This is a genomic window from Klebsiella sp. C360, from assembly GCF_048822415.1.
Lineage (GTDB): Bacteria > Pseudomonadota > Gammaproteobacteria > Enterobacterales > Enterobacteriaceae > Klebsiella > Klebsiella quasipneumoniae.
Map to the genome: position 1 here is coordinate 17,410 of NZ_JBMEZZ010000019.1, position 19,954 is coordinate 37,363.

Consider the following 19,954-nt stretch of genomic DNA (forward strand, 5'->3'; position numbering starts at 1 on the left):
CTCGTACAGCGACTAGTAAAAATAGTGTTTACCGGAACCCTTCACGCCTGAGGAAAATCCTGGAATAAACGGCAAAAAGAAAACTTTTCATTAATGTAAAGTTATAAAAATATTGATGAAATTAATATCATGCTGCGGAACGGATGAATAACAAAAAGGTATTGGCTAAAACTTTCTGGAATATATGGGAATGATGGTGGGAGGGGTTGGGAGAATAGTGGGGGAGTGGATTTTGGGGATTTGTTTGGGGAGAGATGGATTGTGATGGGGATGCGGGTGAGAGTGAGGTGAGAAAAATTTGAGATGAGTTTGAGTGGTGGTAGGGCGCTATTGAGGGGAAGGGGTATAGCTGGCAGGTGGGGTTGGGTCGCGGGGTTGTGAGAGGAGGGGGGCTGGTGGCCGTCGCGCTATGGAACGGCGGCAAAAGGTGACGCCGCACAGGATAGCGCTGTTTTTTTCAACACTTAGCGCAATGACGACACGCTGTCGCTTGCATGGCCGCCGCCGACAGGTATAATCCAGAACGTTTCCGCATCCCCTTCAGTGCCGAAGTGGCGAAATCGGTAGACGCAGTTGATTCAAAATCAACCGTAGAAATACGTGCCGGTTCGAGTCCGGCCTTCGGCACCAAGTGATGCAATAATTAGCTACCTAAGGGTGGCTTTTTTTGTGTCCATCTCCGTCCAAATTCGTGCATATCCGTCTGTAATTCAAAGATAATTTATTTTTCGGTAATAGACATATTCATTTTGTGGTTTTTCCGTGTTGGTCATTTTTCATCCATTGACAACCACGCGATTTGGGGGCAAAAAAGGGGGCAAACCCGGTTCGATAGAGGAATGACCCCCCAAATGGCGCTTACAGATCTCGCAATCCGGCATGCCAGGCCGCTTGGCAAGGCATACAGGCTCTCTGACTGTCGCGGTCTTTACATTCAGGTTAACCCCAGCGGATCTAAGCTGTGGTATCTGAAATTTCGCTTTGGAAACAAAGAGAACCGTATGGCATTAGGCCCTTATCCGCTTATTTCTCTCGCACTGGCAAGGGAGAAGCAAGCGGATATAAGAAGGCTTATTTTAGAAGGCATTAATCCGGCGGAAAAACGCAGAGAGGAAAAGCGGGGTGGAGAGCCCCTTTATACGTTCTAGTCCGTGGCGCGCGAATGGGTCTCCAGCAACGTGAACTGGTCGGCGGAACATAAGAAGCGGGTGCTGCGTTATTTCGAGCTTTACGTATTCCCCACGAACGGCAGCTGGGATATTACCAAAATGAAGGTCAAAGACCTGCTGGTACCCATCAAAGAGATGGAGAAAGCGGGCAAACTGGACGTTGCTTCCTGGCTTCAGCAACGTACCGCTTGCGTGATGCGCTATGCCGTCCAGAACGGCATTATCGATCATAACCCCGCATCAGATTTAACCGGCGCGGTCTCCACGCCCAAAGTACGTCATCACCCGGCGCTGGATCTGAATCTTATCCCTGATTTTCTGGAAAGAGTCGACGACTTCAAAGGACGTAAGCTGACACAACTGGCGGTAAAGCTGGCGTTGTTATTATTCATCCGCTCCAGCGAACTGCGCTTTGCCCGCTGGGATGAGATAGACCTGCATAACGCCATGTGGACCATTCCCGCCGAGCGTGAACCGATCCCCGGCGTTAAATACTCTGCGCGTGGCGCGAAGATGCGATCTCCACACCTGGTACCTCTGTCACATCAGGCCATCGAACTGCTGCGCGAGGTGCGGCAGCATTGCCGACCGGGAACTGAGCTGGTGTTCCCCGGCGACCACAATTACCGCAAACCGATGAGTGAAAACACCATCAACAAAGCGCTGCGGGTGATGGGCTACGACACCCAGAAAGATGTCTGTGGCCACGGGTTTCGCACCATGGCCTGTAGCGCGCTGGTGGAGTCGGGCCTGTGGTCAAGCGACGCGGTAGAGCGCCAGATGAGCCATCAGGAGCGCAAGCGCGTTCGTGCGGCGTATATCCATAAGGCGCAGCATCTCGAAGAACGCCGGGAAATGATGCAGTGGTGGGCGGATTATCTGGATGCGAACCGCTTCAGGCATGTGGTGCCGTATGGCTTCAAAAAATCGCCGGGAGGCGCACTCGACCATATGAGCTTCCAGGAGCGTAATGACCGACAAGTGGAGGAGCTGAAAGCCCGGATACTGGCTGATTCGGAATGGCTGACGGCGTCTGAGTTATCGGCAAAAGCGGGTTTTCGTTCTGCCGATCCTGAAGCTGGCCCGAAAGGCTGGAAAGCCGCAGGTAAGATTTTCTCGCTGAAGGTCGACGGGGAGGATTTGTACCCGGATTATGTTCTGGATGAGAAAATGCGACCTCTCAAGGTTGTCAGGCTTATTCTTTCGCTGTTCAAAGAGCGTAAAACGCCGTGGGGGCTAGCTATCTGGTTTGGCTCGGCAAACCGCAGGTTGAGAGGTGGGAAGCCGAAAGATCTGCTGATTTCAAAGTCAGAGTTGGTTCTGATGGTTGCCCAAGAGGAAATTGAGATGAGGGAGCATGGGTGATACAGATGTTTAATCATTCTTGATACGGAGAACGTTTATGTAGGGTGGGTTGTCAATTGAATTCGCAAGCAATCAAGGGTCTTAATGGCTTGAAAGAGTTAGGGAAGACATTTTGCGTTGTTACCAGAAGAAGGTATTAGTAGTAACTTAACCTGATGATACCTTTTAGTAGGGTAAGATTAAATTTGGCAGTCAGCTAAGAGCTGTGAAGCGGACATTATGTGTGTAAATAACCTAGAGTGCGCACCGGAAGCGTCGAGATAATTCATGGCGATTCACAATTAATCCGCATATCTTCATACCAAAACAGGAAGAACGGCTAGTATTGGATAGCTATCTCAAAACAGTACGTGATTGATATTTTTACTATAATCAGGTGCCTCATCATAAACTGGACTGACACACAGAAAATGGCGATGGCATCGTAGGGAAGGAATTGTATGAGTTACAAAAATTGGCATGCCTATCAAGAAGCCACAGCGAAAGTATTTCGAGATCTTGGGTGTAATGCTCAGATTGATTTTCGCACAAAGGGTGCTCGTGCAACACATGATATCGACGTCTACGCGACCTTTTTTCGTTCAGGTATTCTCTGTACTTGGGTGATCGAATGCAAATTATGGAAAACTCGCGTCCCCAAGGAAAAAGTGCTTATCCTCAAGAGCATCATTGAAGACCTCGGTGCTGACCGGGGAATTATTGTCAGTGAGGTTGGTTTTCAATCTGGGGCATATGATGCTGCGCGTGGGACAAATATTACTCTTGTGACGTCATTGGATGAATTTTCCCGCACTGCACTGGCAGCAGCGTCAGAAGTCCCGCTTATTCTGAACAGCAGTGGCGAAGGAGAGCCTATCTATCAATTTCCAAACCTAGCTGGGCCGCATGACTTACTTCTGTATAACAATGTCATTATTAGTGCAAATTGGATCGGGTGTAGTATTGCTATTATTAATCCTGCTTCCAAAGCGATCATCCGTACTATTGATCTCGATAAATACGAGAAAGTCTCTCCGCAAACCGGCGCTAGAGAAATACTCAGCCATCCACCAGGGAGTTTGGTTATTGCGGATGGGCGTTTGTTTGTAGGTCAAGTTTTCTCGGAAGTTATATTAGTCATTGATCTGGCGACTCATGCTATCGTTAAAAGAATAGCAATACTGGGTGGAGGGGAAGGACAATTAGCGGTGTCGCATGATGAGAAAAAAGTGTATTTTGCGAGTAACACTATTAATCAGTTTTATATTATTGATAGCGCCACTTACGATGTTACAACAGTGCCGTATCCTGAAGGCGGTCGGGGTTGCATGTCGCTGCTCCGACATCCAACACAACCGCTTCTCTACATTGGTGTTTCGCGTGGTGGTCGCATCAATGGACAACGATATCCGCACGCTAACTCTTATTTAGCGATTTATGATCTCAGTCGTCAGATTTATTTGGTCGACACTCAGCTTGCTGAAGTGAGAAATGGTCGAGCAGATGACGCTACCCCAGCATGTTTGACTTACGACGATATTCACAATCGAATTTATATCGGCATGTTCCAGTCCCAACGGGGGATCTGCGTACTAGATGCGGAATCTGGGAGGCCAGTTCAGGATATTCGATTTGAGGCTAATTCTTGGAGCAAGCCATTTTCATGGGTGGACCCCTTATCGCAAGCACTCACAGTTAGCTCGTTACTGTCAGTAAATCGCAACAATAATGAACTGGTAGTGCTTGACCGCTCGTCACTCCATCTCCAGAAAAGCATATTTCTTGGTAATGCTTCTAATGGTCCACGTGCAGTCTTAGTATGGCAAAATCAAGCCATCGTTAGCTATCCCGGTCGAAATGGATTGATCTTCATTTCTCTAAATAGCAGTTCCTAATTGCGCTACAGTTTATGCTAAGCCTTGCTGCATAAAGGAATGCTTATTATCGGGTAAGGAGTCCAGCAACCTTAGGGCTTCACTGTTCATTATGAACGATTGGATGAAATTTACTCAAAACAATAAACTTGATCGGTATTCGGAACAGCTATTTAGTTTTGCCGACGGTCTGAGTTATTGTCGTCTCATACCGTACAGCTCTTACAACTTAGTCACTAATTTGATCAATGATATTTGGTAGTAATAACGCACGATGTTAATTTTCGTTGCAATAGTCCCTAATGAAAATCCTAACAACAGCGCCCAGAGCAAACCATGCAAGATAATTAAAATATCCCACCAACCTTCATTCTAGGATATTAAAGAATAAACCAATCCCAACCAACAAGCTCTTTTATGGTTAAAGACGAAAGTAAGAATAGTGTAAAAATCGCGCTTTTCTCACTAAAGAATAGCTTTACTCTATTCTCACCATTAGCAATTTTCACCTGCAAACAATACTCGGCGTAATCACATTCTTTCACCGGATAACGCAGAAAATTACGAGCATAAAGTTCATCGTGATAAAAGATTAGTCAACGCTTGTGTTTTCCAATGCACTAACCCTGCTAAGGTACCTAACGGTTCAACCAATAATGAAACTAAAGGAAACAATACCGCCATGATAAATAAAATTTTGGCGAATAAACGCAACCCGCCTGATGGGCATATACGATAAAGGCAAACCGTAAGAAACAGCAACACAACTCATACCGCAAAACAATAACCAATAAGAAGCCTTTTTAGGCTTCTTTCAAGAAGCTCATACTTTGATAATGAAACCGGTTGATAACGGTTAAGATACGCCAGTATTTCAGTTTATTGGCTATACATACCCATTCCCTGATAATTTACTTGAATTTTTATTCCGTCAGTTCTTTCTATTATCTCACCTCCCTAAACTTGCAATGTTTCGTTAAGAACGAATATATAGGACCAATATTTTTATAGGTAGAGGTTCTATCATCTCGCCAATTAGTGATTCTATGCTCTCTACATTTTGTAGAAGTTATTATTATACTTTCTTTAGCCCTGGATAAAGCAACATAGAGAGCGCAATCATTTTCAAATTTTGCGTTTTTATAAGCCCAAAAAGCTTGGTCCTCTAAGCCAAGAAAAATAACCACTTTATATTCCAGTCCCTTGCATTTATGCACGTTCATCACCTGAACGGAATTTTCCGCCTGAAACATCAACGCCGCCTCGTTAAGAGAGTGTGTTGCGTCTATTGTGTAGCGCAAATGTTGCTCAAGATTACGCCAGATCTTATCCCAATAATCAGCGGACTTATACTGATTCCATCGCCCCACCATTCTTTTCACACCAAATAGAGTTATAATATCCTTAATGCAGGTTATCAATGAATCGGGGCTAGGCTCACCGCCTAAATTTTTCTTATTTTCCGCTATGTTATCCGACAATACTTTAATCAATGCATCTTCTTTTTCATCGCCGCGGGAGACTCGATGCAACTCAAGATATAAATCACAAAGCTCGGTATAGCTTGATGATGAGCGTGATGTATAAACCTTGAAGAGCGCAGAAAATATTTTCCCTAATGGTTCTTTTAACACATCTTGCAATTCCGATAAATCAAGATTTCTAATCCCTTTAGTCGTTAACTTATCTCGAAGTTTTTCCGTATATTGCTCCGACTGCTGTTTAACCAGTACACAAATCTCTTTTTCTTCAATGCCAGAAGTGATGAATCTTGCGATTTTATCAGCAATATCATCCGCTTCAGAAAGCTCATTATCATAATAGTGAATAGTGCAATTATCGATACTTTTGATTATTGGCGTAAAGTTAGCATCATTTTGTACAAAATGAATAAAGCATCTTAAGACCTCTTGAATTTCCTCACTAGCTCTAAAATTATGCACCAATAGTTTTTTGGTTGTATTAAACTCTTTTTCACAATCTTCAAACACTGTTTTCTTGGCACCAGCCCACAACATAATGCTTTGGTTGATATCGCCCACCGCTAGCAATTGCGTTCCTTTGTCTTTAAAAAGAAGCTTAATCATTTCATACTGATCAGAGCGGGTATCTTGAAACTCATCGATAAAAACATGTGAATACGTCAACGAAAAAAGATCAACAATATCCGTTCTAATTGTTAAAATATCTAATGCCAAACTCCTTATTAGATCAAATGATATCTTATCCTTGCCATTATTGGCTTTCTGATTAAACACTAAATCATAATTGTTTAAGGGTCTTTTATTCTCAGGCAAAACATCTTTAAAACGGTCAACAATACTCTTGCAAAAAGCATCGAAAGTATACGAATCAAAGCGCTCACCTCTTTGTCCACATCTTTTCATCACACGTGTTTTGATATTCTCTTGCGCCTCTTTTTTATATGAAAGGCATAATATGCGTTTAGGCCACATGCACTTTCCTGTCTGCAACAAGTAATTAGATTTCTGAGCTAAAAGCTCCGTTTTACCCGCCCCCGCGCCAGCAAGTACAGAAACGGATTGATCACAGAATATAATATCCATTAACTCCTGTGTCGGCTCAATGCCCTCAGAAGGTAGCCATTTACTGGTCATTCAATAACCTCCGCCAATAACGATACAGTCTTGTCAGCTACCCGAATTAACACTGGAGGCAATTTTTCTCTGATTTCATCCGGCGTATATTTTTCTTCAATTTTAGAAAACATTCTAACATGAGAGGCTGGCTTACTTTTATTGGATAAAAAGCGATAGCGATACCACAGGAAATATTTTAGATAATCAACAGAAAATTCGTAACGGACGTCGGAGTTGCCTTTTTTCAATACTGCATTTATCAGCTCTTTTTTTTGTTCTTCCTGTTCTTCCTGTTCTTCCTGTTCAATATTTTTAGGCCCTCTTTCCCCATAGACCACATCTTTTTCACAGAAAATATCAGGGAATGCTTCAATCATTGCGTAATCGATATCTAGAGGCGATGAAAAATAAATATTATGATTCTCCAACGCAGCCACAACATTATATGAATCACCGTCAGTACGCGGAAGTTTAAATGTTGTTGGATCTCGTTCGTCATCCCATGCAGGTATTTTTTCTTTTGTCTTGCCATATTTTCCACCACAGAAAATAGACAGTTGCTCAATAGCATATCTAAGTCGGCCGAACCCACCGCCATTTCTATCGATATCGAAATCCAGTAAAGTGATAAAGGGAATCTGTAATGACTTCAACAGACGCCAAAAATGATTCACATGACGTCCACCAAGAGGAACAACAGAGATAGAATGGCTATCAATCTCCGTCGAATACAGCTCAAGCACCTTTGGAATTATAATTTCCTCACTATCCCCTTCGCCAAATATCACCAGTTTAGAAAAATAGATTTCAGGGTATGATTTAACTGCCTCTTTAATAAACTTAGAAAGCTCGTCTTCTTTTTCCGGTAGCGTTAATGCGCTTACTACCGTGCTTTTTGATATCTGATCCAATCTAAAGTGACGTATTTGCTCGGGCTCGATTCGGCTTAAAATGGAAGATGAATGGGAAGAAATAATAACTTGGCACAGCTCATTACGACCATAATCTTTCACTAACTTAATTATTCTACCTAAGTAATGAGGAGAAAGATGGTTTTCAGGCTCTTCCAGAGAGATCATACTAAAAATAGGCAATCTCATTTTTTCAGGATTAAAATTAGAAGCCGCGCCTGAGGAAATCAACTCCCTAGTCTTCTTATCAATATCAAACATTGCCTTGATAAGAGAAAAATAGACCAATGATTTTTGCCCATCGCTTAGTCGGTCTACATTAATCGTGTTGCCGGTTTCATCAGGGTTAAATTGAAGTTGTATTAATTTTAGTATTTCATCGATATTAGCGAGTGGAAAATTCAGCGACGCCTGAGATAAATAACGCCCCTTGTAGATATTCCCCCAACTGGCGTTAATCGCCGCCGCAATCTCATTTAATGCAGGATTACTCTTCGTTAATGCGTTTAACTTAGCTGCTTGCTCCTCTAATACTTCCTGGCTCCCTCCAACCCATTCAATCGCTTTCAATAAGCGTCCAAGCACCGCTTTCGATGAATATTTTAATTGCAATAAAGGATCTCGGTTGGCTGGAACATAACTCACTTGAATGGCGTTTCTTACTGCGGCGGAAAGCTTCTGCTTACTGCTCTCTTCAACAACCTCGTCGCTGGTACTTACTACCCAGATATCTTCGTCAATATCCCCCATGGGATTTGCTTCAAAAGAAAGTTTCCCCTCTAATCGCACCCTAAAAAGAATATTCCCATCAGATTTATCAATGGTAAGATGTTCAATTAACGGAGGGATGGAAATTTTGCCTTCTTTGGGTTTAGGAAAGCTAAACCAAGTTTCTATAATTAAGCTTCTGGTTTTTTCATCTTTCCCATCATCCGCATTATGGAAGTCATTTATTGATAAGCTTCGAAGGGAATTATCCACCGAAAAAAGCTTATTAAGCGCCTCCATAGCTGTACTCTTTCCAGTTCCATTATGGCCAATAAACGTGGTTAATTCATGCTCAAGGTCAATGGTTTGGGGATTTTGATTGGAAATGCTTTTAAAGCCGGAGATAAAAATTTTCTTAAGTTGCATATATCAAGTCCTGATTATACAAATACGCAATCCTGATGCACATTAATTCATGGTATTGATTTTATTTTTAAAATCAATGCTTGAATGCATGTAATGTCAACAAAAGAAGCATTAAAGAGGTACTCGTCACATAAATTTTTTGCCCAATAAACATTTACTTACTGCTTCCCTGCACTGCATCTCTCATCCGGCTGCCATACACCTGTGACTTCAATCGATGGATGTAACACACAGCACGAAGCCGCCAGCCCTCTGAGGTTAAGGGCTTGTACGAAGCGGACATACTGGCATCTCTTGGTTTTGTGTTCACTTTAGTTATGTTCAAAAATATCAATTAAGCCATTACAGATCCGCTTTTCAAGTTACATAGTCTCGCTTTGGGTTGGCTATGATGCAACTATTTAATATACACTATTAATTCAGCTTGCCTTATTTTTAGCTTCAGACTTAATTGCCTTTGCAAAATGGGACATCGTTTCAATTGCCTCCCTGGCAAAACTCACCTCGGATTTTTTCAAAAGATATGATTCGGGCCATTTTATTTCTTCTTCAAGAACCCTAAGCATAGCTTGATACTTTGTCTCATCACTACGATTATTGTCGCCAAGGCTTTTAATAGCCAAGTACGACATCATGTATTTGTCAAATATAGATTTTACTTTAATATGGTATGTTGATGTATCAACAAAGTGACGATATTTTTTTAAAAACCAAGCTGATAAAAATTCGATGAAGATAAATAATAGAGAGCAAGAAATCATCCCATAAATATATTGTTCTTTGAATCCAGTAAGCCAGGATAGTACTTGCCACACAATTATTGAAGTTATGAAAAAGGTTATTCCGCCTTTTGAGTATGAAGTACCTTTGTCGAGGAGTATTGAGGCTTTTTTGTCTGATGTATATGCTTGCTCCAATAAAACTCGACGAATTTCATTAAAGTAATTTTCAAATGAATCAAACATATTAGCTTGATCTAAAGTTTTAGATTCAATCGCCTTAGACACTATTTCTTCGATGTTGTCTGTGGAAAAACTGTCAGATTTGGATTTAGTAGAATTTAATTCACTAAGAATTTTTTTTTGAAACGTTTGATCTCTACTGTCTCGATTGTCATCAACATCAATGAAACGGTCCTCTCGTTTAAATTTTTTAATCTTGCTTATCTCCCCCATTAATATTGTTAACCCTAAGAAAGCAGATATGACACCTAATGTCATTGGACCGAATTTTTCGAAAAAATATGTTAAATTGTATTGTGACTTCAGTAAAAAGGGAATGCCTAATCCAGCATAGATTAAAACTACCGCTAACAAAAATTTTGGTTTGTAAATTAATTTTATTAACTCTGGTCTATCAATGTTATCACGACTAATCTTGTATTTTTCTTCTTCAGAGTTGCTCATTTTATCTACCTTAATGAATCATAATTTCACCATTTTCTAATATCTTTAACCTAGAGTCGACTTTTTTGTTGTCAATGTTTCGATTATAGACTGGTTTTTCAAGTTCGTCCGCTTCAGCACAAAGCCGTCTGTCAGATTAGGTTTCGCTCAGTGGATTTGCATCTTACTGATTCAATTCCCGTAACAATCTGGTGTTGATATACAGCCTTTTACGGTCAACACTCATTTCTCTCAGTACGCCTATTTCGAGCTGTTTGGGGTATAGCTGATGCTGTCTGGCGTTTGGCTATGCCTCGTTCAACGAGGTTATCGATCCGACAATACGGCAGTGCAAAAAGTGCCTGAATAAGTTCATGGGTGTGGATTTTCGGCAGCTGCTTGCGTACATACTCTATGGTTTCTGCCATCAATGCCCGAACAACCAAAATCTTATCAGTCGTCCATCGGGACGTGTTCTCCACTGCTTTCAACATAAAAAATATCCAGATTCCTAATCACTTTCTTTTGTCACTCTGTAGACTGGCCCCATAGACCACCAGACACTTCGCCTCTCTTAAAATAAGAGGTAGTCTTAGACCTATGTTTAATACCAGTCAGAACGATAAGATGGTTGGAGTGTTATCAGGACCTGAGCGGCGTCGGCGTCGTACACCGCAGGAAAAAATTGCCATTATTCAGCAGACTATGGAGCCCGGTATGACCGTGTCTCATGTCGCGCGCCTGCATGGCATCAATGCAAACCAGATATTCAAATGGCGCAAGCAATATTAAGACGGTTCACTGACGGCTGTTGCATCGGGCGAGGAAGTGGTGCCGGCCTCCGAACTCGCTGCCGCCAATAAGCAAATTCGCGAACTCCAGCGCCTTCTGGGCAAAAAGACGATGGAAGCCGAGATACTCAAAGAGGCCGTGGAGTTCGGCCGGGCAAAAAAATGGATTGCGCATGCGCCCTCGTTGCCTGGGAACGACGAATAAGCGACGTTTGCAGAAGTCTTGGCGTGTCGCGTGCGCAGTTGAGCATTCGGGTTCACCGGCCATCTGACTGACAGGATCGCAGACGGCAGCCCCGTTCTGACGATACCACCGTATTGTCCCGGATAAACATGGCGGTGGCTGACCTGCCGACGTATGGTTATCGCCGTGTGTGGGCGCTGTTGCGACGGGAGTCTGAGCAGGACGGGCAGCCTGTTGTGAACGCGAAACGGGTGTACCGCGTTATAAGCACCCACCATCGGCTTCTTGAACGTAAGCCTGCTGATAACCACCGAAAACGGGCCCATAAAGGACGCGTGGCGGTCGCTGAAAGCAACCGGCGCTGGTGTTCAGACGGCTTTGAGTTCCGCTGTGACAATGGCGAAAAGTTGCGGGTAACCTTTGCCCAGGACTGCTGTGACCGGGAGATCATCGACTGGGCCGCGGGCACGGGCGGCTATGACAAAGAAACCGTGCAGGATGTGATGCTGGGCGCGGTGGAAAAGCGCTTCGGGCAGCGTCTGCCGTCAGAGCCGCTGGAATGGCTGACGGATAATGGTTCGGCTTACAGGGCGCATGAAACACGGGCGTTCGCTCGTATGTTGGGGCTTGAGCCATGCACAACAGCAGTGAGGAGCCCGGAAAGTAACGGTATAGCAGAAAGCTTCGTGAAGACGATAAAGCGGGATTACATCAGCATCATGCCCAAACCGGACAGCGGGACGGCGGTGATGAATCTGGCGGTGGCGTTCAGTCATGACAACGAACATCATCCACACAGCGCGCTGGGGTATCGCTCACCACGGGAATATATACGCAGAAAGTTATCGCAACCATAAGAGAGAAAACGCGTCTGGATATATAGGGGCAAATCCAAAAAGCGAAGGGCAATCTTTCTATTTTCTTGACCCGGATGGTCACAAGCTGGAGTTGCATGTGGGAGATTTAGCATCTCGACTGGTGCAATGCCGTGAGAAGCTTTACTTTGGAATGCGTTTCGGACCTGGAAAATAATCACGCAACTTTGTGATCTTTCACCCAGTATTCAATTTTAAGTCCCATTCTGGGGGCAAATTCCCAAACTAAAACCTCACAACTCATTAATTTTCAATAAACTAAACGAAAAGGCGAGTCCGGCCTTCGTACCAACTCACAAACATCAATATCAAAACAACCAATAAATAAGTCCTTTAATCTAGCCACGACCAATCATTGATCAACCACGAAATCCTCTCCGAAACACATTCACAATCCTTAAACCCTACGCTCAACATTAAACCCCACACACCATCCCCCCTCACCCCCTGAACACCTCCCGCCGGTGCCACGCCACAAACCCCTCCTGCGGATAGCATTCTTTCCCCAGCGGCAAGGTAATCGGCTTACCATCAAAATCCCAGAACAGCCTGCCAACGATGCCCCCGCCGTTCACCGCCGGCGAAACCTGGATGCGCATATCCTCATCCAGACCAATGGATCCTTTATCAAAAGCCTTATGGTGAATCGCGCAGAGCGCCAGGCCGTTAGGGATTTCGCAGGGGCCGCCGTGTTGCTTCCATTTAATATGGGCCGCTTCCAGGGCGACGGAGGTATTATCATGGCGCATATTGAAGCCGCAGATCGCGCACTCATAGTTATAGGCGCGCAGCACCTGCTGGCGAAAATGTGGGTCGCGCTCTTTACGGATCTGCTGCAGATCAAACCCCATCTCTTCTGCCAGCTCTTCCTGAATACTCTCCGGGAAATGCGCTTCGAGGATCTGATGGGCGAGAGTATTGATCAGCTTCTTATTTCTGTTGAGTAGCGCAAAATGCGGCTCATCGAAGCCGCCGGCGACGTGGCAGAGCTCCAGCTCTTTGCCGGGCGGCTGTCGGATGCCTTGGGTTGAGCACTGTTCGCTGTTGTGCAGCTCCCAGAAGCCGTCGCCTTTCAGGCGCCAGAAGGGCATGTCCGGCCGGTACTGGCGGCGCTGCGGGCCAAAGCGTTCCAGCAGGCTATGCAGCTCATCACGTATCTCCGAGGCGTAGTCGAACATCCGCGCATGGCCTCGCTGGTACTGTGAGAGGACGTACAGCAGCAGCAGTGGCTTATGCGGTGCACGCTGTTCGCCTTTGCGCCAGATGGTGATGTTCTCGATCGCGTGTTGCAGGGTCGTGCTGGAGGGCATAGCGTTACATTGGCAGCTAAATAAATGCGATGATGCTCGCAAAATCCTTGCCGATCAACCTACCAGATGCGGCGATTCTACGTGGATCGCTATTTAACTATCACTGCCAGTTATTTGTTCGAAAAGCCCATAGCTTTCTATTTATACTCAAGCTTCGCGCCATCAGATAGCTATGTCTTATGAAAAAACTACCGGACCATTTATCCAGGGAATGCATCATCGCCGCCATTCGCGCTTACGATGCAGGCGTTGCGCATCAGTTTAAAAGCGCGCGTCTGTATGAGATCGAGTTTGAGGGGCGTCGGTATCCTTCAAAAGCCATCGTCGGGTTAGCGGCCACGCTTGCGACGGGAACGGAATTTACCCCGGCGGATTTCAGCGGGGGGATTAAATCAAAATGCGTGCGTCTGTTACTGGAGCAAGGATTTACGATCGCGTCGCAGGGCGCTGGCGATGACGAGGTTGCGCTTTTCCCCGATGAGGGGCAGACGACCATGGAGTACGTGGAAGGGGCGGCGTTGCAGGTGGTGGTCAATCGCTATGAGCGCGACCGTCAGGCTCGTCAGGCGGCGCTTCGCCTACACGGCTGCCGGTGTCAGGTATGCGGTCTGGATATGGCCAGCCGCTATGGCGAAATCGGCCAGGGTTTTATCCATATCCACCATCTCATTCCGCTGGCCGGGATAAAGCAGGACTACCGTCTGAACCCTGAAACCGATCTGATCCCGGTATGTCCCAATTGCCATGCAATGCTGCACCGGCGAGATCCGCCGTTTACTCCCGAAGAGCTGAAGGCCCGGCTGCGCCCCGCAGACTGACATCCGACAGCACTCGCTTTAATTACATCACACACAGCACAAACCCCACGCTACCTTACCGGTAGCGTGGGTCCGCTCTCCCTTACTTATCCCGCGTCTCGCCAGCCTCCCAGCTGTAGCTGCCATCGGCCGCTAACCTATCGCCCAGCTCCTGATACTCGAACTGATAAAACTCAGCCTGGGTGCCGTACCCGGCGTAGTCTACCGCCGCCAGGCCGACGAACGCCCCGGTAAAGAACCCGCCGTAGCTCTGCAACACATAGTCATCGGACAGCACCGCGGCATCCAGCTGGACCGGGATCTCGGTGAACGTCACGCCATCGAAGCTGTATTCATAGCTGTAGGTCTGCTTGCGGACTTTGGTCCGGAACCAGACGTATTCCACGCCGTCCGGCACCTTGATGGCGTTATCTTTCAGGTACGATGTGTATTTCCCGCGGTTATTTTCGCCGACTTCGATGACCTTGCCGTTAATTTCATTCCAGGTCAGGAAGACGAAGCTCCAGTGGCGGTCGTTATAGTAATTCGTTAACCCGGCCATCTGCTGGTAGCTGAAGGGCTCGAATTTCACCTTCACCGCGGCGTCAAAATAGAAGGCCTGCCAGCGGCGGGCAATCAGCGACAGGTCATGCGTATTGGCTAACGAACCCTGGCCGATTAAGGTTAATTTGCCGTTACCGGTGGTGCCCATTTTGGCCGTAAACGGCACCCGCAGGGTATTCCAGTTCGGGTCGAGCGCTGGCGACGTAAAGTCATCCTGCTGGCTATTATCGCTGGCGCTTTCGGTGAAGATGGCGTCTTTCGGCCCTTCGACGAAGGTTTTCCCGCCGTGACCGCCTTCAATACGCGGCCAGCCCTCGTCATCCCAGTACACTTTCTGGATCGCGGTTTCCCGGCCGAGGGTTGACCAGCCGCGCGGGTCGTAGATGGATTCCCCCGGGCGATTCCACGGCCGGGCGCAGAGCGAGGCGTAATACCATTCGCCTTCCGGAGTGGAGACCAGTGCGCCATGGCCCTGTTTCTGGATGTAGCTGTCCGGGGTGTCGACGTTGGTTAAGAACACGTCGCCCGGCTCGGTTTCAAAGCTGTCGGCCTCGAGGGTTTTCGACCGCGCCACCACCTCCTGGTGGGTAAACACGGTGCCGCCCTGGGCGGCAAACAGGTAGTAGTAGCCGTTCAGTTTATAGAGGTGCGGCCCCTCGACCAGCGCCACGGCGGTGCCGCGGTAGATGGTGCGCGCGGTTTCCGGCATTAACTTCAGCGTGTTGGTATCCAGCTCCGTTAAGGTAATGCCATCGAAGGGGTGATGGTACTCCCGGTGATCCCAGGTTTGCTGGACGATATATTTCCGGCCATCGTCGTCATGGAACAGCGAGGCGTCAAACCCGACGCCGTTCAGCTTGATCGGGTCGCTCCACGGGCCCTGAATATCCTTCGCGGTGGTCAGGTAGTTGGTCATGTCTTTGAAGGCGCCTTCGGTGACCTTCACATCGGTATACACCAACCAGAATTGCCCGTCGGCCCAGGAGAGCGCCGGCGCCCAAATGCCGCCGGAGGAGGGGTTGCCCTTCATGTCCAGCAGGGTGGTGGTGGAGAGCGGCGAAGGCAGCAGGTTCCAGTTTTTCAGGTCTTTCGACTCATGTAAACGCACGCCCGGGAACCACTCAAACGTCGAGTTGGCAATATAGTACGTATCCTCGACGCGAATAATACTGGGGTCGGCATTAAAGCCGCGTAATATCGGGTTTTGAATAAGTGACATTTCATTACACCTTTTAAAATGGAAAGTGACGAATCGGTCTGATTTATAATTTTTTTAACTACACGCGGATCTCATCCAGCTGACGGTTGATGTCGGTAACATGTTTATCGGAGATCGGATAAACCTGGATAATCACCATCGAAATAGCGGCCAGCGCGATCGGGATCCACACCGCGGTCATAATAATCCCGTCGATGGCGCTGGCGCTTTGCACGGCGCCGCTTTCATTAAAGCCATACACCGCCAGCAGCCACAGCGGGATCGCGCCGCCGATGGTGAAGCCGATCTTGAAGAAGAGTCCCATAATGGCATTGATAATGGCGGCATTGCGTTTGCCAGATTTTAATTCGCCGTACGCGATGACTTCCGGTACCAGCGCCCACATAAAGCCGGTGGCGGAGGTTAAGCCCCACTGTTTAATAAAGGTGGCGATGTAGGCCAGCCACAGCGCGTCGTGCATCCCTTCGCGGGACCAGACGTAGGTCAGCAGTTCGCCGACGATGAACATGGCGAGGAACAGATGGAAGAAGCCTTTTTTACCAAAGATTTTTTTCAGTTTCGGCCAGAAAATCGGGAAGGCGATGCCGGGAATAGACGCGACGAGACCCACCGCGCCCATCCATTCGGAGTGGCCGACGACGTACTGGTTGAAGAAGCCGTTAACGGTGTTCATGAAGAACATGAAGGTAAAGGCCAGCATAAAGAACATACCCAGAATAACCAGCGGGCGGTTATGTCGGAGCTCGTGGAAAAGGTCGGTGGTTTTGACGTTGGCGGTCTGCTCGGCGGTCGCGACAACGCGTTCTTTGGTGAATTTATAACAGATAAACAGAGCCACCGCGCCGATGATCATATAGATGGCGTACACGCCAAACCAGGCGTAGTTCGCCGACGGATCGGCATAATTCCCCAGATTCAGCTCAAGGCCAAAAAAGCCGGTGTCTTTTAGGCTGCGATCTTTCGGCGCCGCCATCTGCACAAACATCGGGAACAGGGTATAGACCAGCAGGTTGGCGCTGTTGGCCAGCATCATGCGGGTACTGGTGAGCTTATCGATCGATTCCGGGTCGCGGGTCAGCGACGCATTCAATGAGCCATAGGGAATATTGACTAAGGAATAAACCAGGTCCAGCGCCAGATAAATAATAAAGGCGAAAGCCACCGAACCTTTCACTCCGGGGATGGGCGCGAACAGTAATGCCGAGAGGATCACCAGCGGCACGCCGGCTCGTAACAGCCACGGACGATATTTCCCTGCTTTCGAGGTTCGTTTATCCACGTAGGTGCCGACCATCGGATCCCAAAACACGTTAATTATGCGGACAAAAAGAAAAATAAAGCCTGCCGTTGCCGTGCTGATGGTATTTACCGTCAGCATATGCAAAGCCAGAAAACCCCCAATTGTGCCGAAAACCAGGTTTTGCGCAAAGTCGCCCATGCCATAACCAATTCGTTCTCCGCGGGTTAATTTATGATATTCATCATGCCGACTGTGCATTATGTTTTTACTCATTCTAAGCAGACTCCGGTTTGTTTTGTGTAGGTGAAACACTTTCTGACACAGTTGACATGGAAGAATCTATTACGTTTTTAAATTAAGTAATTATGTTTTTTTACTTCTGTGATCCTCGAAGCAAAGGCCTGTATCACCTGCGTTGAGCCGCCATCCGCCGCTAATTTTTTGGCAGACAGGCAATGTGACAAAACCGGCATTTTAATTCGCTATGCCCACCTGAATTCCCCAGGAAGTGTACTCTATACGCGCGCGAAGCGAGATATTTAAAATAGTTTTATTTGCGAGATGGCTCACATTTGAGCATTTTCTCAATCGCTGAGTGAAATAACGTAATTGAGCAACCGACGATGAGAATACACGATGTGTCACAGTTGTTAATTTTCGGCTTCCTCAATTTCGGAGTTCATCATGCAAACTTATTTTGACCAGCTCGAACGCGTTCTTTTTGCCGGACCTAAAACCGATAATCCTCTGGCGTTTCGCCACTATAATCCGGATGAAATCGTGCTGGGAAAACGCATGGCAGATCATCTGCGTTTTGCCGCCTGTTATTGGCATAACTTCTGCTGGAATGGCGCGGATATGTTTGGCGCCGGCTCGTTTGAGCGTCCCTGGCAGGCCGCGGGCGATGCGCTGGAAATGGCCAAACGCAAAGCGGGCGTGGCGTTTGAATTTTTCTACAAGCTCAACGTGCCGTATTACTGCTTCCACGATGTCGACGTCTCGCCAGAAGGCGCGTCGCTGAAAGAATATTTGCACAATTTCGCCGTGATGACCGAGGTGCTGGCGGAGAAACAGCAGCAAACCGGCGTGAAACTGCTGTGGGGCACCGCCAACTGCTTTACCCACCCGCGCTACGGCGCCGGGGCGGCGACCAACCCCGATCCGGAGGTGTTTGCCTGGGCGGCCACGCAGGTGGTGACCGCCATGAACGCCACCCACCAGCTCGGCGGCGAAAACTATGTTCTGTGGGGTGGCCGCGAAGGTTACGAGTCCCTGCTGAATACCGACCTGCGTCAGGAGCGCGAGCAGATTGGCCGCTTCCTGCAGATGGTGGTGGAGCACAAGCATAAGATTGGCTTTGGCGGCACGCTGCTTATCGAGCCGAAACCGCAGGAGCCCACCAAGCATCAGTACGATTACGATGTCGCGACGGTGTATGGCTTCCTGAAGCAGTTTGGTCTGGAAAATGAGATCAAGGTGAACATTGAAGCCAACCACGCCACTCTGGCGGGGCACTCTTTCCACCATGAAATCGCCAGTGCCATCGCGCTGGGGATCTTCGGCTCCGTTGATGCCAACCGCGGCGATGCGCAGCTCGGCTGGGATACCGATCAGTTCCCGAACAGCGTGGAAGAAAATACCCTGGTGATGTACGAGATCCTCAAAGCCGGGGGATTCACCACCGGCGGCCTGAACTTTGACGCCAAAGTTCGCCGGCAGAGCACCGACAAATACGACATGTTCTATGGCCATATTGGCGCCATGGACGTGATGGCGCTGTCTCTCAAGCTGGCCGCGCGGATGATTGAGGATGGCAAGCTCGATCGGGGTCTGGCAAAACGCTATGCCGGCTGGCAGGGCGAACTGGGGCAGCAAATTATGGCCGGCCGTATGTCGCTGGATAATATTGCCCGGTACGCTGAGCAGCATAATCTGAATCCGCAGCATCACAGCGGGCGTCAGGAATTACTCGAAAATCTCGTCAATACCTATATCTTTGGTTAATTTTTGCTGACATGCCCCTGCGGGGGCATGTATTCCGCCGTCTGCCCGCTGCCGGGAAATAGCGTTTATTTGTTCGTGTTGTATTTATGCTGTCTGTGCCGAAAGGCTATCTGTTTGACTGTCTATAGAGGAACAATCCGCCGCGCGGATGGTTCTGCCATTGTGCCACCTGTTTAATATCAGTGAGGGAGGGCGAGTAGCGATAATTGTGTAATGCCTCTGTGACCGTACAAAATAAAAAATAACTTGTTCTGATGATAGCGACATATTCTGTCAGCTCAGAATAGGCTGGTTATTGTCTGAATAAAATTAACCTATATTGAGAAACTCATGACAATGATAAAAAAACTTCCATTAACCATGGCGGTTATCGCCGCGTTTTTTCCGCTTACCTCTGTAATGGCGCAAGAATTTACTCAGGAACAGATCGACGCCATCGTCGCCAAAGCCGTTGATAAAGCGCTGGCCGACCGCCAGGCGAAAATTGACGCCGCGGCCGACAAAAAGGTCGACGTCATTACCAACCCGCAGACAACCGCCGCCTCGCCGGATA

General features: G+C 47.3%; 11 protein-coding genes, 1 tRNA gene and 4 pseudogenes. 9 read left to right on the forward strand and 7 right to left on the reverse strand.

Annotated features, from left to right (window positions below; all coding sequences use genetic code 11):
- Positions 1-545 precede the first annotated feature (545 nt).
- From ACOI7D_RS26110 to ACOI7D_RS26125, 4 genes are all read left to right on the forward strand, one after another.
- Positions 546-630: transfer RNA gene (locus ACOI7D_RS26110), tRNA-Leu, on the forward strand.
- A 221-nt stretch (positions 631-851) separates the two neighbouring features.
- Positions 852-1,148 (forward strand): Arm DNA-binding domain-containing protein, encoded by a 297-nt coding sequence (locus ACOI7D_RS26115; protein WP_086076615.1) that lies wholly within the window; start codon positions 852-854, stop codon positions 1,146-1,148.
- Between the two features lie 3 nt (positions 1,149-1,151).
- Positions 1,152-2,534 carry a tyrosine-type recombinase/integrase gene (locus ACOI7D_RS26120; protein WP_109546705.1) on the forward strand — a complete coding sequence of 461 codons (1,383 nt, stop codon included), beginning with the start codon at positions 1,152-1,154 and terminating at the stop codon, positions 2,532-2,534.
- Positions 2,535-2,974: 440 nt separating this feature from the next.
- Positions 2,975-4,408: a restriction endonuclease gene (locus tag ACOI7D_RS26125; RefSeq protein ID WP_012737248.1), complete on the forward strand. Its 1,434-nt coding sequence runs from the start codon at positions 2,975-2,977 to the stop codon at positions 4,406-4,408.
- Positions 4,409-5,331: 923 nt separating this feature from the next.
- Here the strand turns inward: ACOI7D_RS26125 and ACOI7D_RS26130 are convergent.
- The 4 genes and pseudogenes from ACOI7D_RS26130 to ACOI7D_RS26145 form a co-directional block, all read right to left on the reverse strand.
- Positions 5,332-7,005, reverse strand: a complete 1,674-nt coding sequence (locus ACOI7D_RS26130; protein ID WP_109546704.1) for a UvrD-helicase domain-containing protein — start codon at positions 7,003-7,005, stop codon at positions 5,332-5,334.
- Positions 7,002-9,032 (reverse strand): ATP-dependent nuclease, encoded by a 2,031-nt coding sequence (locus ACOI7D_RS26135; protein ID WP_109546703.1) that lies wholly within the window; start codon positions 9,030-9,032, stop codon positions 7,002-7,004. The genes ACOI7D_RS26130 and ACOI7D_RS26135 overlap by 4 nt, the downstream gene beginning before the upstream one ends.
- Before the next feature lie 419 nt (positions 9,033-9,451).
- Entirely contained in the window at positions 9,452-10,438 is a 987-nt protein-coding gene (locus tag ACOI7D_RS26140; protein ID WP_109546702.1) for a hypothetical protein, read from the reverse strand.
- Positions 10,439-10,601: 163 nt separating this feature from the next.
- A pseudogene (locus ACOI7D_RS26145) lies at positions 10,602-10,955 on the reverse strand (Fic family protein); the annotation flags it as partial.
- Positions 10,956-11,044: 89 nt separating this feature from the next.
- Between ACOI7D_RS26145 and ACOI7D_RS26150 the strand changes: the two are divergent.
- Together ACOI7D_RS26150 and ACOI7D_RS26155 are read left to right on the forward strand one after the other, a co-directional pair.
- Positions 11,045-12,249, forward strand: a pseudogene (locus ACOI7D_RS26150) (IS3 family transposase).
- Positions 12,250-12,286: 37 nt separating this feature from the next.
- Positions 12,287-12,424, forward strand: a pseudogene (locus ACOI7D_RS26155) (FosA family fosfomycin resistance glutathione transferase); the annotation flags it as partial.
- A 283-nt stretch (positions 12,425-12,707) separates the two neighbouring features.
- Here ACOI7D_RS26155 and ACOI7D_RS26160 read toward each other — a convergent pair.
- Positions 12,708-13,577: a phosphorothioated DNA-binding restriction endonuclease gene (locus ACOI7D_RS26160; RefSeq protein ID WP_109546701.1), complete on the reverse strand. Its 870-nt coding sequence runs from the start codon at positions 13,575-13,577 to the stop codon at positions 12,708-12,710.
- A 179-nt stretch (positions 13,578-13,756) separates the two neighbouring features.
- On the opposite strand from ACOI7D_RS26160, the gene ACOI7D_RS26165 reads away from it, so the two are divergent.
- Positions 13,757-14,395 (forward strand): HNH endonuclease, encoded by a 639-nt coding sequence (locus ACOI7D_RS26165; protein ID WP_048296547.1) that lies wholly within the window; start codon positions 13,757-13,759, stop codon positions 14,393-14,395.
- A gap of 82 nt (positions 14,396-14,477) precedes the next feature.
- Here ACOI7D_RS26165 and ACOI7D_RS26170 read toward each other — a convergent pair whose 3' ends face one another.
- Positions 14,478-16,157, reverse strand: a complete 1,680-nt coding sequence (locus ACOI7D_RS26170; protein ID WP_109546700.1) for a glycoside hydrolase family 43 protein — start codon at positions 16,155-16,157, stop codon at positions 14,478-14,480.
- A 58-nt stretch (positions 16,158-16,215) separates the two neighbouring features.
- The gene (locus ACOI7D_RS26175; protein WP_072199169.1) at positions 16,216-17,655 is read right to left on the reverse strand and encodes an MFS transporter; all 1,440 of its coding nucleotides are present in this window, start codon (positions 17,653-17,655) and stop codon (positions 16,216-16,218) included.
- A 426-nt stretch (positions 17,656-18,081) separates the two neighbouring features.
- Here ACOI7D_RS26175 and xylA point away from each other — a divergent pair, with 426 nt between their 5' ends.
- Together xylA and ACOI7D_RS26185 are read left to right on the forward strand one after the other, a co-directional pair.
- Entirely contained in the window at positions 18,082-19,401 is a 1,320-nt protein-coding gene (xylA, locus tag ACOI7D_RS26180) for a xylose isomerase (protein ID WP_281166505.1), read from the forward strand.
- 330 nt (positions 19,402-19,731) lie between these two features.
- Positions 19,732-19,954 (forward strand): annotated as a pseudogene (locus ACOI7D_RS26185) (carbohydrate porin); the annotation flags it as partial.

Bases quoted from the DNA above. Each gene is read 5' to 3' on its own strand.
- ACOI7D_RS26115 (WP_086076615.1), top strand. From the start codon at position 852: ATGGCGCTTACAGATCTCGCAATCCGGCATGCCAGGCCGCTTGGCAAG.
- ACOI7D_RS26125 (WP_012737248.1), top strand. From the start codon at position 2,975: ATGAGTTACAAAAATTGGCATGCCTATCAAGAAGCCACAGCGAAAGTA.
- ACOI7D_RS26130 (WP_109546704.1), bottom strand. From the start codon at position 7,005: ATGACCAGTAAATGGCTACCTTCTGAGGGCATTGAGCCGACACAGGAG.
- ACOI7D_RS26135 (WP_109546703.1), bottom strand. From the start codon at position 9,032: ATGCAACTTAAGAAAATTTTTATCTCCGGCTTTAAAAGCATTTCCAAT.
- ACOI7D_RS26140 (WP_109546702.1), bottom strand. From the start codon at position 10,438: ATGAGCAACTCTGAAGAAGAAAAATACAAGATTAGTCGTGATAACATT.
- ACOI7D_RS26160 (WP_109546701.1), bottom strand. From the start codon at position 13,577: ATGCCCTCCAGCACGACCCTGCAACACGCGATCGAGAACATCACCATC.
- ACOI7D_RS26165 (WP_048296547.1), top strand. From the start codon at position 13,757: ATGAAAAAACTACCGGACCATTTATCCAGGGAATGCATCATCGCCGCC.
- ACOI7D_RS26170 (WP_109546700.1), bottom strand. From the start codon at position 16,157: ATGTCACTTATTCAAAACCCGATATTACGCGGCTTTAATGCCGACCCC.
- ACOI7D_RS26175 (WP_072199169.1), bottom strand. From the start codon at position 17,655: ATGCACAGTCGGCATGATGAATATCATAAATTAACCCGCGGAGAACGA.
- xylA (WP_281166505.1), top strand. From the start codon at position 18,082: ATGCAAACTTATTTTGACCAGCTCGAACGCGTTCTTTTTGCCGGACCT.